This is a genomic window from Nocardia rosealba (assembly GCF_020216065.1).
Taxonomy (GTDB): Bacteria; Actinomycetota; Actinomycetes; order Mycobacteriales; family Mycobacteriaceae; genus Nocardia; species Nocardia rosealba.
On the sequence record NZ_JAIWNA010000007.1, the window covers coordinates 1 to 16,778 of the forward strand.

Annotated in this window: 13 protein-coding genes; 7 read left to right on the forward strand and 6 right to left on the reverse strand. The window is 69.5% G+C overall.

What is annotated here, in order from left to right; genetic code table 11:
* Positions 1-208 precede the first annotated feature (208 nt).
* On the reverse strand, positions 209-1,816 hold the full coding sequence (locus LDL21_RS23225; protein WP_225281732.1) for a (2,3-dihydroxybenzoyl)adenylate synthase: 1,608 nt from the start codon (positions 1,814-1,816) through the stop codon (positions 209-211).
* Positions 1,817-1,967: 151 nt separating this feature from the next.
* Here LDL21_RS23225 and LDL21_RS23230 point away from each other — a divergent pair, with 151 nt between their 5' ends.
* The 3 genes from LDL21_RS23230 to LDL21_RS23240 all read left to right on the forward strand — a co-directional run bounded on the left by LDL21_RS23230 (position 1,968) and on the right by LDL21_RS23240 (position 7,068).
* Positions 1,968-5,600 carry a non-ribosomal peptide synthetase gene (locus LDL21_RS23230; protein ID WP_225281733.1) on the forward strand — a complete coding sequence of 1,211 codons (3,633 nt, stop codon included), beginning with the start codon at positions 1,968-1,970 and terminating at the stop codon, positions 5,598-5,600.
* A gap of 54 nt (positions 5,601-5,654) precedes the next feature.
* Positions 5,655-6,518, forward strand: coding sequence for an oxidoreductase (locus LDL21_RS23235; protein ID WP_225281734.1), 864 nt, complete (start codon positions 5,655-5,657; stop codon positions 6,516-6,518).
* A 79-nt stretch (positions 6,519-6,597) separates the two neighbouring features.
* Positions 6,598-7,068 carry a carboxymuconolactone decarboxylase family protein gene (locus LDL21_RS23240; protein WP_225281735.1) on the forward strand — a complete coding sequence of 157 codons (471 nt, stop codon included), beginning with the start codon at positions 6,598-6,600 and terminating at the stop codon, positions 7,066-7,068.
* 14 nt (positions 7,069-7,082) lie between these two features.
* Here LDL21_RS23240 and LDL21_RS23245 read toward each other — a convergent pair whose 3' ends face one another.
* Complete coding sequence (locus LDL21_RS23245) at positions 7,083-7,886, reverse strand: NmrA family NAD(P)-binding protein (protein ID WP_225281736.1); 804 nt, start codon at positions 7,884-7,886, stop codon at positions 7,083-7,085.
* Between the two features lie 297 nt (positions 7,887-8,183).
* Here LDL21_RS23245 and LDL21_RS23250 point away from each other — a divergent pair, with 297 nt between their 5' ends.
* Positions 8,184-9,272 carry a 3-deoxy-7-phosphoheptulonate synthase gene (locus tag LDL21_RS23250; RefSeq protein ID WP_225281737.1) on the forward strand — a complete coding sequence of 363 codons (1,089 nt, stop codon included), beginning with the start codon at positions 8,184-8,186 and terminating at the stop codon, positions 9,270-9,272.
* A 46-nt stretch (positions 9,273-9,318) separates the two neighbouring features.
* Here the strand turns inward: LDL21_RS23250 and LDL21_RS23255 are convergent, their stop codons facing one another.
* Complete coding sequence (locus tag LDL21_RS23255; RefSeq protein ID WP_067492373.1) at positions 9,319-9,936, reverse strand: LysE family translocator; 618 nt, start codon at positions 9,934-9,936, stop codon at positions 9,319-9,321.
* 87 nt (positions 9,937-10,023) lie between these two features.
* On the opposite strand from LDL21_RS23255, the gene LDL21_RS23260 reads away from it, so the two are divergent.
* Complete coding sequence (locus LDL21_RS23260) at positions 10,024-12,825, forward strand: ATP-dependent RNA helicase (protein WP_225281738.1); 2,802 nt, start codon at positions 10,024-10,026, stop codon at positions 12,823-12,825.
* 137 nt (positions 12,826-12,962) lie between these two features.
* Here the strand turns inward: LDL21_RS23260 and LDL21_RS23265 are convergent, their stop codons facing one another.
* Positions 12,963-13,505 (reverse strand): class I SAM-dependent methyltransferase, encoded by a 543-nt coding sequence (locus tag LDL21_RS23265; protein ID WP_225281739.1) that lies wholly within the window; start codon positions 13,503-13,505, stop codon positions 12,963-12,965.
* A gap of 48 nt (positions 13,506-13,553) precedes the next feature.
* Entirely contained in the window at positions 13,554-14,174 is a 621-nt protein-coding gene (locus tag LDL21_RS23270; RefSeq protein WP_308017161.1) for a GNAT family N-acetyltransferase, read from the reverse strand.
* Between the two features lie 76 nt (positions 14,175-14,250).
* On the opposite strand from LDL21_RS23270, the gene LDL21_RS23275 reads away from it, so the two are divergent.
* Positions 14,251-15,147: a sigma-70 family RNA polymerase sigma factor gene (locus LDL21_RS23275; protein WP_225281740.1), complete on the forward strand. Its 897-nt coding sequence runs from the start codon at positions 14,251-14,253 to the stop codon at positions 15,145-15,147.
* 40 nt (positions 15,148-15,187) lie between these two features.
* On the opposite strand, the gene LDL21_RS23280 is transcribed toward LDL21_RS23275, so the two are convergent.
* Positions 15,188-15,403, reverse strand: a complete 216-nt coding sequence (locus tag LDL21_RS23280; RefSeq protein ID WP_067492380.1) for a hypothetical protein — start codon at positions 15,401-15,403, stop codon at positions 15,188-15,190.
* Between the two features lie 173 nt (positions 15,404-15,576).
* Between LDL21_RS23280 and LDL21_RS23285 the strand changes: the two genes are divergently transcribed.
* A complete protein-coding gene (locus tag LDL21_RS23285; protein WP_225281741.1) occupies positions 15,577-16,755 on the forward strand; it encodes a pyridoxal phosphate-dependent aminotransferase in 1,179 nt (392 codons plus the stop codon).
* Positions 16,756-16,778 lie beyond the last annotated feature (23 nt).

Genomic DNA, 16,778 nt, shown 5'->3' on the forward strand with positions numbered 1-16,778 from the left:
CCCCCCCCCCCCCCCCCCCCCCCCCCCCCCCCCCCCCCCCCCCCCCCCCCCCCCCCCCCCCCCCCCCCCCGGCCCCTCAGGGGCCGCGCTCGAGCGCGCCAGCGCTCCAAAAACACAGCCCAATACCTCCGTGGTGCACAAAACACCAAGGCAGTTCCGCACGGCACCCGAGTCCGGCAGGTGCCCGCACTCGAGTGCCGTAAGCCCCCTACAAACTAGCCCGCAGCGCCTTCTTATCAATCTTGCCAACAGCAGTAACCGGCAACGAATCCGCCTGCCGAATCAAGTCAGGCAGCTTATAAGTAGCCAGACCCCGCTCGGTAAGAAACATCTTCAACTCAGGAAGCGTCGGCAAACCCCCGGTCACCACCAAAACCACACAAACCTTCTCCCCGAGCGACGGATCGGGCAGCCCCACCGCCGCAGCATGGCGGACGGCCGGATGAGCCAACAGATGTTCCTCCAACTCATCGCAAGAGATGTTCTCACCGCCACGATTGATGACATCCTTGATGCGCCCACTGACAACCAGATGCCCCGTGGGAAGCTGACGGACAAGGTCACCGCTGCGGTAGAACCCGTCGGGCGTGAACGCGCGGGCATTGTGTTCGGGGGCACGGTAGTAGCCACGCAGGGTGTAGGGCCCGCGGGTCAGCAGCTCCCCCTCCTCACCGGGAGCCACGTCCTCACCCTGACCGTCGACCACACGGATCTCGTCACCAGGCGAGAGCGGCTTACCCTGAGTGGTGTAGACCAGCTCGTCGGCGTCATCGAGGCGAGTGAAGTTCAACAGCCCCTCGGCCATCCCGAACACCTGCTGCAACCGGCACTGCAACGCCGGTTCCACTTCACGGGCATTCACCTCGGCCAACCGCGCACCACCCACCTGAAGCAGCCGCAGCGAGCTCAAATCGGCGTCCTCCCAATCCACCGCGGCACTCCACAACTGGGCAAGCGGCGGCACCACGGCGCTCACGGTGACGCGGTGCTTCTCGATGGCGGCGAACGCGGCCTCGGGGCTCGGGTCGAGGGTGAAGGCGACGGCCCCGCCGGTGGCGACGGTACCGAAGATGCCGGGACAGGCGAGCGGGAAGTTGTGTGCGGCAGGCAGAGTCGCGAGGTACACGTCGTCGGCGGTGAGCTCACACACCTGCGCGCTCGCGGTGGCGTTGTAGACGTAGTCGTCGTGGGTGCGCGCGATGAGCTTGGGCAGACCGGTTGTCCCGCCGGAAACCAGCATCACCGCGATCTCAGCGGGATCCACCTCGGGCAGCGAATCACCCTGCGCCGGAACGGTATCGAGGGCTCGGAACTGGCCGGGTTCGCCCGCCACGAGCACATGCGCCAGGCTCGGCACGGCGGCGCGCACCGTGGCGGCCAACTCGCGGTAGTCGAAATCGCCGAGCCGATCCGGGATCAGGTAGGCGACGGCCTCCGACAGTGCCGCCAGGTGCTCGATCTCGGCGCGGCGGTGCGCGGGCAGGGTGAGTACGGGGATGATGCCCGCCCGCAGGAGGCCGAACAGGGCCGTCGCGAACTCGGGGATATTCGGCAACTGCACGATCACCCGGTCGCCGGGGCGGATGCCGAGGGCAAGCAGGCCGTGGGCCATCGCGTCGGCCGCGGCGTCGAGTTCGGCGTAGGACTGCACGGCGGCGTCGCTGAGGATCGCGGGGCTCGATGGCTGGCTGCGGGCGGTGTCGCGCAGCAGGTCACCGAGCGTCCGCCCGGACCAGTAGCCCGCCGTGCGGTACTCCTGCGCTGCCGCCTCGGGAAACGGAACGTAGCCGTCGCGATGGCTAGTCGACGTAGTCACAGTCGTACCCTCCGGTCGATCCAGATCAAAGCGGCCGAGAACCTGGGTTGCTCGACCATAGGTTAGGCAACCCTATCTCAGTGGAGTAGGCTGCCGGCGAGCAGTATCGAATCCGTCCGGGGTCGGACGGCGAGCAAGGAGTGATCGGCAGATGGAGACAGCACCCGCGAACGGCGGCGGAATCGACCGTGCCGAGATCCGTGCCGCGATCGCCCGTCACCTCGACATCACCCCCGACGCTGTCGCCGACGCCGACGACCTGATCCAGCTCGGCCTCGACTCTATCCGCACCATGAAACTCGCGGGTGCCTGGCGCAAACGCGGCATCAAGGTGAACTTCGCCCTCCTCGCCGCGCACCCGACCATCGACGCCTGGCACGCCTTACTCAACGGCGCCGACCCGGAAACCCTGAGCGGCGCCACGGCAGATCCGGTCGGCCAGGACCAGGCGCCGAATGTCGTACCGACCTCGGCCACGTCACCGCGACAGGCCGAGGGCGTCGAACCGGGTGCGCGAACGGTCGAGCCGACACAGACCGAAGGCGGCGGAAACGGTTCTGCCGCAGAGGTTTCCGAGCTCGTGGCCGATGACGGGACACCGTTCCCCCTCGCTCCCATGCAGCACGCGTACTGGATCGGCCGCTCCGACGCGCAGGAGCTGGGTGGTGTCGCCGCACATCTGTACGTCGAATTCGACGGGCAGGGTGTGGACCCGCAGCGCCTCGAGCGGGCCGTGGAGCAATTGCTCGTGCGCCATCCGATGCTGCGGACGAGGTTCCTGCCGGACGGCACCCAGCAGACCCTCGACCGCCCCGGTCGAGCCGTGTTCGGGGTCACCGATCTGCGTGCGGTGTCCGAGGACGAGGCGCAGCGCAGGCTGGCGGAGCTGCGCGACCAGCGCACCCATCAGCGGATGGCCGTGGAGGACGGCCAGGTGATCGATATCGCCCTCACCCGGCTGGCCGACGGTCGAACCCGCCTGCACCTCGATGTCGACATGCTCGCCGCCGACGCCATGAGCTACCGCATCCTCGTCACCGACCTGGCCAAGCTCTACCACGGCGAACAGCTCGCACCGCAGGACTACACATTCCGCCAGTACCTGGCCGAACAGCCGTCCACCGATCAGGAACGCGACCGCGACCGCGACTGGTGGCGCGACCGGCTCGCCGAACTGCCCGGCGCACCCGAACTGCCGCAGGCACAGCACGTTTCGGAGCCGAACCGCACCGTTCGCCTGCACCGGTGGCTGTCCCCGGAGGCCAAGGCGCAGGTGTTCGACGCCGCCCACGCGCGCGGCATCACCCCGGCGATGGCGCTGGCCTCGGTGTTCGCCGAGACCATCGGCGGCTGGTCGGCGCAGCGCCGCTTTCTGCTGAATCTGCCGCTGTTCCATCGGGAGCCGGTGCACCCGCAGGTCGACGGCGTGGTCGGCGACTTCACCTCCTCGGTGCTGCTCGAGGTCGATGTCACCGAGCCCGCCACCGTCGCCGATCGTGCGCGCACTTTGCAGCAGCGCCTGCACGAGGCGGGCGCCCATTCGGCCTACTCGGGCCTCGAGGTCCTGCGTGACCTGGGCCGTCAGCGCGGTGAACCGGTGCTGGCCCCCATCGTCTACACCAGCGCCCTCAATCTCGGCGAACTGTTCGCCGACACCGTCACCGATACCTTCGGTGACCCGGTCTGGATCATCTCCCAGGGCCCGCAGGTGCTGCTCGACGCCCAGATCACCGAGGTCCGCGGCGGCCTCCTGCTCAACTGGGACATCCGCGAATCCGCCTTCCCGCCCGGCATGGTCGAGGACATGTTCGCCCGTTACATCGAGGCCATCGAACGCCTGGGCGGCCAGGGTTCGGCGACCGTTGCGGGCTGGCAGGCCGAGGCGGGCGTGCGAATCCCCGTGGAACAGGCGGCGACTCGTGCCCGCGTGAACGCGACAGCCGCGCCGCTGAGCGGAAATCTCCTGCACACAGGCTTCTTCGCCAACGCCGCGACGAATCCGTCCGCACCGGCGGTGCTCTGGGCGCCGACGGGGCAGCTGACCTACGGTGAACTGGCCGCCGATGCCCTCGCCGTGGCCGGTGCTCTGCGCGAAGCCGGTGTGACGCCGGGTGATTCGGTGGCAGTGCAGTTGCCGAAGGGGCCCGATCAGGTCGTCGCCGTCCTCGGCGTGCTCGCCGCCGGTGCGGTGTACGTGCCGATCGGCTTCGACCAGCCCGCTGCCCGCCGCGCCGAAATCCTCTCCACCGCCGACGCCGTCGCGGTACTCACCGTCGGTGGCGCCCAGATCCCCGAGGCCCGGGTCGTCGACCTGGCCGAGGCCCGCAACCACCCGGAGCCCTTGGCGCGCCCCGTCTTCGGCGATCCGGAGAACATCGCCTACGTGCTGTTCACCTCCGGCTCCACGGGCAAGCCGAAGGGTGTCGAGGTGCCGCACCGCGCGGCCATGAACACCATCGACGACCTCGACGACCGCTTCGGCATCGGCGCGAACGACCGTGCCCTCGCCCTCTCGGCCCTCGAGTTCGACCTCTCGGTCTACGACATCTTCGGCCTGCTCGCGGCGGGCGGCGCCGTGGTCACCGTCGACGACGCGCAACGCGGCGACCCGGCGCGCTGGGTGGAGATCATTCGCCGCCACGAGGTTTCCCTGGTCAACTGCGTTCCCAGCCTGCTCGACATGCTGCTCACCGCGGCAGGCGGACAAGCGCTGCCCTCGCTGCGCACAGTAATCCTGGGTGGCGACTGGGTGGATGTCGCGCTGCCCGCACGCCTGGCGGCCGTGGCACCGGACTGCCGCTTCGCCGGTCTCGGCGGCGCGACCGAAACCGCCATCCACTCCACCATCTGCGAGGTGGTCGGCGCCGAGGTGCCTGCCGAATGGACGGCCGTTCCCTACGGCACCCCGTTGCGCAATGTGCGGTGCCGCGTGGTCGGCCCGGCGGGCAACGACTGCCCCGACTGGGTGAGCGGCGAACTGTGGATCGGTGGGGACGGTGTGGCCGCCGGGTATCGCAAGGACCCCGAACGCACCGCCGACCGGTTCGTCACCCACGAGGGTGTGCGCTGGTACCGCACCGGTGACCTGGCCCGCTACCTGCCCGACGGTGGTCTGGAATTTCTGGGCCGCGCCGATCATCAGGTGAAGATCCGTGGTTACCGGGTGGAACTCGGTGAGGTGGAGAGCGCGCTGCGCGCCGTGCCCGGCGTGCGTCACGCGGTGGCCGCCGTGGTCGGCAAGGCCGCACCGAAACTGGTCGCGCTGGTGGTGCCGACGCCGGGCACCGTCCTCGATGCCGACACCGTGCTGGCCGCCACCGCCGAACTGGTCCCCACCTACATGGTGCCCACCCGGCTCGAGATGCTGCCCGAACTCCCGCTCACCCCGAACGCCAAACCCGACCGCAAGGCCATTCGCGCCGTGCTCGAAAAGGGCGAGGCGGCCGACGAATTCGTCGCGCCGCGCACCGATCTCGAGCGCGCGCTCGCGGCCGTGATCGGCGAGGTCCTCGCCACCGAACACATCGGTGTCACCGACGACTTCTTCGCCCTCGGTGGTGATTCGGTGCTCGCCACCACCGCCGTCGCCCGCATCCGGGAGTGGCTCGACGCACCCGACACCGTGGTCGCCGACCTGTTCACCGCCCGCAGCGTGGAGGGTCTGGCGCAGCGAATGACGCAGCGGGAGAACGAGTCCGGGTCGTCGGGCAGGCTGGAAGTCGTTGCGGCGATGTACCTGGAGGTGGCCGCGATGACCGACGAGGAGATCCTCGCACAGTCCTGACCGGAGGGCGGTTCTCGATTCGCGGTTGTCCCAGCTCGCACTACACTTCGGTCGGTGAGCAAGTGGACTACCGCTGACCTATCCGACCAGACCGGCCGCACTTTCATCGTGACCGGCGCCAACAGCGGTCTCGGTGCCGCCACCGCGCGGGCGCTGTCCGCGAAAGGCGCGCGGGTGATCCTGGCCTGCCGCAATACGGCCAAGGCCGAGCAGGTGGCGAGCGAGTTACCGGGGGAGACCCAGGTGCGTGAGCTCGATCTGGCCGACCTGAACTCGGTGCGTGCCTTCGCCGAGTCGATCGAGCGGGTCGACGTGCTGATCAACAACGCGGGCGTGATGGCGCTGCCGCTGCGCCGCACCGCCGACGGTTTCGAAATGCAGTTCGGCACAAACCATCTCGGGCACTTCGCACTCACCAACCTGCTGCTCGACCGGATCGCCGACCGGGTGGTCACCGTGTCGAGCAACGCGCACCGCATCGGCCGCATCGACCTGACCGACCCCAACTGGGAGCAGCGCCGCTACGACCGTTGGCGCGCCTACGGCCAGTCCAAGCTGGCCAATCTGCTGTTCGCCACCGAACTGCAGCGCCGCCTCGCCGGCGAGGGGTCGTCGGTGCTTTCGGTGGCCGCGCACCCCGGGTACGCCGCGACCGAACTCATGTCGCACACCGAATCGGTGCAGGAAGTGTTCATGTGGCTCGGCAACCGGATGTTCGCCCAGAGCCCCGCCCAGGGCGCGCTGCCCACGCTGTTCGCCGCCACCGCCGACGTGGAGCCCGGCGGGTTCTACGGTCCCGACGGCCTGTTCGGCCTGTGGGGCCACCCGGCGCCGTGCGCGATGGCCGCGCCCGCGCACGATCGCGCCGTCGCCGCCGAGCTCTGGGAGCTGTCGGAGAAGCTGTGCGGTCTGCTCTGAGGTGATCGCGATCACCCATGTCACACTCCGGCGCCGCGCGTCGTCGTAGAGGTGTATTCCGCCCGACGAAGGAGTGATCATGGAAGCTCGTTTCGACCTCTACAACAACCCCGTCGCCACCAGCTTCGTGAAGCGGCTGCAGACCGCGGCCAAGGTGATCGACGGCTCGCCGCTGCCGAAGGCCACCCATGAGCTGGTGAAGATCCGTGCGTCGCAGATCAACGGGTGCAGCTTCTGCGTCGACATGCACACCAAGGACGCCGCGCACATGGGCGAATCCTCGGTGCGGATCAACCTGGTCGCCGCCTGGCGCGAGGCCAACGTGTTCACCGAGGCGGAGCGGGCCGCGCTCGCCCTCACCGAGGAGGCGACCCGCGTCGCCGACGGCGGCCAGGTCACCGACGACACCTGGGCCCAGGTCCGCAAGCACTACGACGACGACCAGATCGCCGCGTTGATCGCCGCCATCGCGACGATCAACGCCTGGAACCGGCTCAACGCCATCGCCCACACCCCGGCGGGCGACTACGTGGCCGGCCAGTTCGGCTGAGGATCCGGGAGCGCTCAGGCGAATCGGTGCCCGTATTCGGCCGCCCACTGCGCGAAGGTGCGCGCTGGGCGGCCGAGCACGTTCTCGACCGTCGGGTCGACGGTGCGGGACTCCGGGCTCGACTCGGCGTACCAGCCGATCACGTACTCGGCATCCGCGCGCGACACCCCGGTCGCCGTCAACCGCTCGATCGCCTGCTCATGGCTGATGGTCACGAACGCGATCTCCCTTCCGGCGGCCTCGGCGAGCACGGCCAACCGTTCCTGCGGAGTGAGCGTCTGCGGGCCGGTGAGGTTGTAGGCACGCCCGGCGTGCCCGTCCTCGAGCAGCGCGACCGCGGCCACCGCACCGATATCGGCCTCGTGCACCAGCGCGCTCGGATGCGCGTACGGCTCGCGCACCACGCCCTCGGCCCGGATCGAATCGGCCCAGGTGAGCGTGTTCGACATGAACTCCTGCGGTTCCAGCCGCGTCCATTCCACGCCGGAGCGTTCGATCGCCTGCTCGACCGGACCGACGCCGCCACCCCAGACCACCGTGATGCGCTGCACGCCCGCCGCCACCGCCCGGTCGACCAGTTCCTGGCCCACCTCGGCCAGACCCGCCGTCACGGTCACGTGCAATCGGTCGACACCGCTCCAGTCGAGCGTGCCCGGCTCGGTGTGCGTTCCGCCGACCAGTTCCACCTCGGGACCGAGGAGTGCGCGTGCCCTTTCGGTATCGCGGGTGAGTGCTTTGACCTTCTCGCCGCGCTCGACGAGTTCCCGAACCACCTGGCGCCCGGTATTGCCGGTCGCGCCCGTAACCAGTGTTGTCACAGTCGATTTCCTTTCCTCGGCACCCACGCTAGGAACTCAACAGAGGTTGAGGTCAACCGGCGCAGTGGTGTGATCGTGCGCACTTCGGGCAACCAGGCGCGGGTCCGCGACGTTTCACCGGTGGTACAGTCCACGGCATGCAGCGCGCATATTTCTGGTTTAGCGAGCCGGCCCTGGGTGGGCCGGTCTGCGACCCTGCGCGCTGACTTCCTCCACCCCGAGCCGGATACCTGACCGGCTCGACGGGTAGCGAAATTTCCGTGGGTCGGCCTTCAACCGAAAAGGACCCACATTCTCATGACCACCGCAGTTGACGTAGACGCGCGGCACTCCGATCTCGACGATCAGCGCACCCTCAGCGTGAGCCCCCTGCGCTCGCCCGCCGAGGTCCGCCTCGTGCACCCCATCACCGACGAGCTGGCCGACACCGTGCGCTCGGGTCGCAAATCCACCGTCGACGTGCTCAACGGCGACGACGACCGCCTGATGGTGATCGTCGGCCCGTGCTCGGTGCACGACCCCGTCGCCGCCCTCGACTACGCCCGCAAGCTCTCCGCCAAGGCCGAGGAACTCGGCGACCGGCTGCACATCGTCATGCGCGTGTACTTCGAGAAGCCGCGCACCACGCTGGGCTGGAAGGGTCTGATCAACGACCCGCACCTGGACGGTTCGTTCGACGTGAACACCGGCCTCGGCATCGGCCGCAAGGTGCTCGTCGACATCACCGCCCTCGGCCTGCCGGTGGCGTGTGAGTTCCTCGACCCGATCACCCCGCAGTACATCGCGGACCTGGTGTCCTACGGCGCGATCGGTGCGCGCACCGCCGCCAGCCAGGTGCACCGTCAGCTGTCCTCGGCGCTGTCGATGCCGGTGGGCATCAAGAACGGCACCGACGGTGACGTGCAGGTCGCGGTCGACGGTGTGCGTGCCGCCGCCGCCAGCCACGTCTTCCCTGGCACCGACCTCGACGGCCGCTCGGCGCTGATCCGCACCTCCGGCAACCCGGACTGCCACGTCATCCTGCGCGGTGGCAGCAACGGCACCAACTACGACGCCGCCTCCGTCGCCGAGGCCAAGCTGCGCCTCGAGAAGTCCGCGCTGCCCCAGCGCGTGGTGGTCGACGCCAGCCACGGCAACAGCAACAAGGACCACAACCGTCAGGTCGACGTCGTCACCGACATCGCGACCCGGCTCGCCGCCGGTGAGCAGGGCGTGGTCGGTGTGATGCTCGAGTCGTTCCTCGTCGCGGGCCGCCAGGACCTCACCCTGGGCAAGGCCGCCGACCTCACCTACGGCCAGTCCATCACCGATGCCTGCATCGACTGGGAGACCACCGCCACGCAGCTCGACCGCCTGGCGCAGGCTGTCGAAACCCGGCGCGGCTGAAGTCGTTTCGCACTGTGGCCCCGGAAACCCCGGGGCCACAGTGCTTTCACTGGTTCTGCAGGGCGAGTCTGCCCGCGAGGGCCACGAATGACGCGCCGAACACGCGCCGCATCCACGTCACCACCGCCGGGCGCGACAGGATATGGGACCGCACCGCCGCCGCGGCAGCGCCGTACAGCGCGAACACCACGAACGTCGCCAGCATGAACACCCCACTCAGTTCGAGCATGCGCGCCAACGCGTTCGGGGTACCGGTCGGCACGAACTGCGGCAGGAACGCGAAGAAGAAGATCGTCAGCTTCGGGTTGAGAATATTGAGCAGGATCGCGGAGGTGATCATCTTGCGCGCCGACGGCGCGGCACCGGACTCCGCCTCCGGGAGGGACAGTGCGCCCTTGTCGCGGAAGGTGTTCCACGCCATGTACAGCAGATACGCCACCCCGAGGTACTTCAAGGTCTGGAACGCCACCGCGCTGGCGTTGAGGACCGCTGCCAGCCCGGTGATGGCGGCGATCATGTGCGGGATGATGCCGAGCGTGCAGCCGAAGGACGCGATCACGCTGGCCCGGACGCCCCGCGCCAGGCCCGCCGCGAGCGTGAACAGCACCCCGGTGCCCGGCGTGGCGACGATGACGAGCGTGGTCAACGCGAACTCGATGCTCATCTCCCGCAGGCTAGCCAGTTCCGGTCGAGTTCGGAACAGGCAGTCTCAGTGGTGCTCGATGCGGGCGGGTCGGCAGACTGTTCGCTGATGAGACTTCCCGAACTGCCCGATCTTCCCGTGCGGCCCGCGCTGGCGGACATCACGCGCACCCTGGCCGATCGGGGTGTCGCGGTGCTGGTCGCGCCCCCGGGGACCGGGAAGACGACGCTGGTGCCGTTGGCCTTGGCTGCGGACGAGTTCGTGGGGCCAGGGAAGACGGTGCCGTGGGCTTCGGCGGGCGGTGGGCGGGTTGTGGTGGCCGAACCGCGACGGTTGGCGGCGCGGGCGGCGGCCGCGCGGATGGCCGGGCTGCTCGGGGAACGGGTCGGGGAGACCGTGGGGTACGCGGTCCGTGGGGATCGCAAGGTAGGGCCGCGCACACGGATAGAGGTGGTGACCTCCGGTCTGCTGGTCCGGCGGTTGCAGCAGGACCCGGAGCTCGCGGGTGTCGGCACGGTGATCCTCGACGAGTGCCATGAGCGGCACCTCGACGCCGATCTGCTGCTTGCCCTGCTGCTCGACGCTCGGTCGGGTCTGCGTCCCGATCTGCGCGTGCTCGCCACCTCGGCGACCGTCGCCGCCGACCGGCTCGCCGAACTGCTCGGTGGTGACGAGCGGGCGCCGGTGCTCGAGGTGCGGGGACGGACGTACCCGGTCGACATCGGTTATGTGCCGGCCTTGCCCCGGGAACGGGTGGAAGGCCATGTCGCCCGGGCGACGCGTGTCGCGCTGGATCAGACCGAGGGCGATGTCCTGGTTTTCCTGCCGGGTGTCGGTGAGATCAACCGGACGGCCGGGTTGCTGCGTGATCTCGATGTGGATGTCGTGCCGTTGCACGGTCGGCTGGCCGGGGCGGCGCAGGACAGTGCGCTACGGCCGGGCGCGCGTCGCCGGGTCGTGTTGTCCACTGCCGTAGCGGAATCCAGCCTCACCGTGCCCGGCGTGCGTGCCGTCGTCGACTCCGGATTGTCGCGGGTGTCGCGGGTCGACCATCGGCGTGGGCTGTCCGGCCTTGCGACAGTGCGTGTTTCGGCCGCTGTCGCCGAACAGCGCGCGGGGCGTGCGGGTCGTGAGGCGTCCGGTCGTGCCTGGCGCTGCTGGCCCGAATACGAACACCACACCCTGCCCGCCTACCCCGACCCCGAGATCCGCACCGCCGAATTGACCCGCCTCGCACTCGAATTGGCCTGCTGGGGCACCCCCGACGGTTCCGCCCTCGCCTGGTGGGACGCCCCACCCGAAGGCGCGCTCACCGCCGCCCGCACCGTCCTGCACGCCCTCGGCGCCCTCGACGGCAACGACCACATCACCGCCCGCGGCCGCGCCATGGCCACCCTCGGCCTGCACCCCCGCCTGGCCCGCGCCCTCCTCGACGGCGCCGCCCACCTGGGCCCGAGACTCGCCGCCGAAATGGTCGCCCTGATGGACGACGACACCCTCGCCCCCGGCACAGACGCCACCGCGGCCCTGCGCACCCTCCGCACCGAACGCCCACCCCGCTGGACCCGAGAGGTCACCCGCCTCACCCGCCTCGTCGGCGAATCCGGTGGCTCGGACTTGCCGCTCGAGAGTGCTTATGGCGCAATCGCATCGGGCGTGGAGACCGGCGGCGCGGCGCTGGCCGGCGAGGAAAGCCGTTCTGCGGCGACATCGTTCGATGTCGGAGCCAAGGCGGGATCGCCAGGTGATGGTCGCGCTGAGGGCAGTTCGCCTGCGGGAAGCCATGGTGATCGGCAGGCGGACCCGAGGCGTGGCAGTGGCGGCTCGGGTGCGGGGAGGCGTGACTCGGCCGGGTCGGGTTTGGGGAGGCGTGACTCGGCCGGGTCGGGTTTGGGGAGGCGTGACTCGGCCGGGTCGGGTTTGGGGGTGCTCGAAGAAGGGGTGGCGTTGATGATCGCGTTGGCGCAGCCGGAGCGGTTGGCGCGGCGGCGGGGGAGTGGGTCGGGGTCGTATTTGATGGCGGGTGGGACGGCGGTTTCGTTGCCTGCGGGGTCCGGGCTGGTGGCGGCGGAGTGGTTGGCTGTTGCCGTGGCGGATCGGGATCCGGGGCGGGCGGAGGGCCGAATTCGGCTGGCGGCCATCGCTTCTGAGGATTTAGCGCGGGAGGCGGCGCCTGGGCTGGTCAGCGTGCGGGAGGAGGTGCGGTGGGACGGCGGGGATGTGATCGCGCGGCGGGTCGAGGGGTTGGGTGCGATCGTGCTGTCCGAAAAGCCGCTGCGTGAACCGGATTCGGCGTTGGTGGGCGCGGCGTTGCGGGAAGGACTGCGCGCGGAGGGGATCGGTCTGCTCCGCTGGTCCGACGACGCGCGCAACCTGCGTGATCGCCTCGCCTTCCTGCACCGCACGCTCGGCGCACCATGGCCCGATGTCGACGACGACGCCCTCCTCGCCGACCTCGACTCCTGGCTCGGCCCCGAACTCACCACCGCCCGTCGCCGCGCCGACCTCGCCCGCATCGACGCGGGTACCGCCCTGCGCCGCCTCCTGCCCTGGCCCGAAGCCACCCGCCTCGACGACCTCGCCCCAGAGCGCCTCGAGGTCCCCTCGGGCAGCCGCGTCCGCGTCGACTACAGCGCCGACCAGCCGGTTCTCGCGGTGAAGGTCCAGGAAATCTTCGGCTGGACCACCCCACCAACCCTCGCCGACGGCCGCGCCACCCTCCTCCTGCACCTGCTCTCCCCAGCCCAGCGCCCTGTAGCCGTCACCGCCGACCTCCCCTCCTTCTGGCAAACCGGCTGGCCCCAGGTCCGCGCCGACCTCCGCGGCCGCTACCCCAAACACGCCTGGCCCGAAGACCCCACCCGAACCCCCGCCCACCGAGGCACCGCCCGCCGCCTCCGCCCCACCTGACCACCCTCGAGACCGGCGCCTGTCCCGCCTGCCCTCGCTTCAGGCCAGCGGCCACCCATCGAGCTGGACGTGATCACCACGCTCTGATGGCGGCATCGACCGAGAAGCGAACGCCACCAGTGCGTGGTGATCTCGGTTCAGGGGGTGTGGGTGAGGTGGACGGCGAGGAGGTCGCCTGAGGTGGTGGGTTCGCCGGTGAAGCCGGCGGCGGCGCAGCGATCGGTGAGGCGAGTTGGGCTGGGTTTCGGGGAGGTGGGGGCGTCGGTGGGGGTGCCGTACCCGTAGCAGAGCCAGAGGCGGCCGGTGGGGGACAGGCAGGCTCGGATCGTCGCCCAGGCCTGGGGTGCGGGGGAGGTCCAGAAGAGGTTGACGTTGACCGCGTAGATCAGGTCGAACTGTTCGCCGGGATCGAGTTCGCCGAGCAGGCGGCCCGGTGCGATCTTTCCGATCTCGCCCTGCACCAACCGGATTCGGCCTGCCGCGACCTCGTCGGCACACCGCTGCCCGGCTCGCGCCAACGCGGTCGCCGAACGTTCCACGCCGACGATCCGCCCGTCGCCGAGCCGCTCCGCCATCCGCGCCAACGACGCGCCCGGACCAGGCCCCACTTCGAGGACCCGCTCACCTGCCCGCACTCCCATCACATCGGCGAACCACTCGAACCGTGCGTCGTCAGCCACCTGTCGCGCCCCTCTCGCGCTCCGAGAACCACCAGCACTCAGCCACGATCATCCTTCCGGAGGAAAGGTCTCCGCAGGCCATCCATCCACCGGGCCGGGCGGATCGTCGACCAACCGTGCCGCGTACCACTCGTCGACCCGAACCCCACGCTGCACGCCGCCCAACCGGGCCTTCCCCTCGTAGTGGAATCCGTTGCGGCGGACGGCGGCGGCCGAGGCGTGATTGCCGACCATCGCGCGCCACGTGATGCGCTGCAGGCCGAGCCCTTCGGTGGCGAAGCCGAAATCGCAGACCAGGGTGATGGCGCGTGACATCAGGCCGCGACCTCGGTGTTCTGGGCTGAGCCAGAAGCCGATCTCGCAGGCGCCCGGACCCCGGGCGTGCAGGCCGACCATCCCCTCGACGCGGCCGTCGGCTGCGGTGCGGATGGACCAGATCGGCTCGTTGTGGAGCCACCCTCCCGCCACGTTCCGGTCGAGGAACTCCTCGGCGTCGGTGCGGCCGTAGGGCACGGGGATGGTGGTCCAGCGCCCTACGGCGGGGTCTTGGCAACACTCGACGATGCGGTCGATGTCGGCGGCGGTCGGCCGGATGAGCCACACGGTGCCGTCGGTGAGCGTGTGCTGGTACATCACCTCATCCTGGCAGGACGGGTGCAGAGTTCTCACGGCATTTTCCGCGCGCGACGGCAAAACCGGTACACCCGTGCAACCAGCGTGAACCCACTCCGTAGGATCAGCGGCGATGGTTTCCCCGCTTCTCGCCGACCTGTTCGAATCGCATCGAGCACATCTCATTTCGGTGGCCTACCGGCTCACCGGAAGCGTCGGCGACGCCGAGGACGCGGTGCAGGAGAGCTGGCTGCGGATGGCGGGCGCCCACCAATCCGAGATCGAGGACCTGCGTGCCTGGCTCACCACCGTGGTGAGCCGGATCTGCCTCGACCATCTGCGCAGCGCGGCGGTGCGCCGGGAAACCTACGTGGGCCAGTGGCTGCCGGAACCGATCGTCACCGGGCAGGCCCGCACCGACGACCCGCTGGAGGTGGTCGTCCGCAATCAGGACAACCGGATGGCGGCGATGGTGGTGCTCGACGCGCTCACCCCGCAGCAGCGGGTGGCGCTGGTCCTGCACGACAGCCTCGCCGTACCGTTCGACGAGATCGCCGACATCCTCGGCGTATCACCCGATGCGGCACGGCAGTTGGCGGTGCGCGCACGCAAGACCGTGGCCCGCACCCCACCCCCGGTGACCGACGACGCGCACGACGAGGCGGTGCAGCGTTTCCTGGCCGCGCTGGCCACCGGCGATATCGCCGCGGTGGCCGCCACCCTGCATCCGGACGTGAATTTCATCGCCGACGCGGGCGGCACGGCACGCACGGCGCTCAATGTCGTGGAGGGTGCGGAGAAGGTGGCGCGGCTGGCGGTCGGCCTGTGGCGCAAGCAGCTCGAGGAACCGGCGCTGGAGATCGGTTTCGCCGCGGTGAACGGGCAATCGGGTCTGGTACTCACCGATCCGAACTCACCGTTCGGCCGAGCGGTTCGGGTGCTCGCGTTCTCGGTGAAAGACGGGCTGGTCTGTGCCGCTTACGATTTCGCCAATGTGGCGAAGCTGTCGGGCGCTCGGCTGCGCACCTAGCCGGACCGGACCCGCGCGATCCGATCCGGCGCTGCGGTGTCTACGGGTAGGTGGACCCCCACTGGTGATCACCGGTGGACGAGCCGAGGTTGTGGTCCCCGGTGGACGAGCCCATGTTGTTGTCCGGCGTGGCCGACCCGGTGAAGAAGTCGACGATCGGGCTGGCTTCCAGCTGTTCCTGGATGAAGCGAAGTGCCGAACCGGCGACCTCCGACGCGGCCGGTTGCAGGATGAAGTCGAGCAGAGGTGAGGCCATGCGAGCCCCTTTCGATATGCCACCACGCTGTGGTGTGTGAGGTAGAACACGGCGAGGCTAGCTGAGGTTGAGTGATCGAACAATACCGCAGGTCAAAGGCCAAAAACGTTTGTGAAACATAGGTGTTCGCTATCGTGCGGCAACGGCTGAGAAAGGTGGGATACGCTGCGGAGATGTCGTCTGTGCCGCCCACCGTCTCCCGCTTGCGTCCCTTCGGATCGACCATTTTCGCCGAGATGACCGAACTGGCCGTGCGCCACGACGCGGTGAATCTCGGACAGGGATTCCCCGACACCGACGGTCCCGCGAGCATGCTCGAAGTGGCCCGCGCCGCTATCGCCGACGGTCACAACCAGTACCCGCCTGGCCGAGGGGTACCCGCCCTGCGCCGCGCCGTCGCCGCGGATCGCGCCCGCCGCTACGGCACCCACTACGACCCCGACACCGAGGTCCTGGTCACCGTCGGCGCCACGGAAGCGATCAGCGCCACACTGCTCGGCCTGGTCGAACCCGGCGCGGAAGTGGTGCTCATCGAGCCCTACTACGACTCCTACGCCGCCGCGGTCGCCCTGGCGGGTGCGCAGCGCCGGACCGCGCGACTGGTTCCCGACGGCGACCGCTTCGTCCTCGACATCGACAGCCTGCGTTCCGCGATCACCCCGGAAACCCGCATGCTGGTGATCAATTCACCCCACAACCCCACCGGCTCGGTGCTCTCGCGCGGCGAACTCACCGCGATCGCCGAGCTGGCACGCGAACACGACCTGCTGGTGCTGGCCGACGAGGTGTACGAGCACCTCGTGTACGACGGCGTGGAGCACCTCAGCATCTCGACGCTGCCAGGGATGCGCGAGCGAACCATCGTGGTGTCCAGCGCGGCGAAGACTTTCAATGTCACCGGCTGGAAGATCGGCTGGGCGTGCGCCCCCGCGCCACTGCTGAATGCCGTGCTCACGGCGAAACAGTTCATGACCTTCGTCGGTGGCGGCCCGTTCCAGCCCGCTGTCGCCCACGCGATCGACACCGAGCTGGACTGGGTGCACCACATGCGCGACGGACTCGCCGACAAACGCCTTCGACTCTCGGACGCGTTGCGCGACACCGGCTTCGCAGTCTCGTCCACCGCGGGCGGCTACTTCGTGTGTGCTGATGTGCGACCGCTCGGAATCGACGACGGGCTGACGCTGTGCCGGGAGATGCCTGCTCGACTCGGCGTGGCCGCCGTACCGGTGAGCGCGTTCGTCGACCATCCCGCCGAGTGGAAACACCTGGTGCGCTTCACCTTCAGCAAACGGGACGAAACCATCGACGAGGGCGCTCGGCGGTTGCGTGCGGGAGTCGCGACACGCTGATCAGCGGATCGGTGCGACTGCCG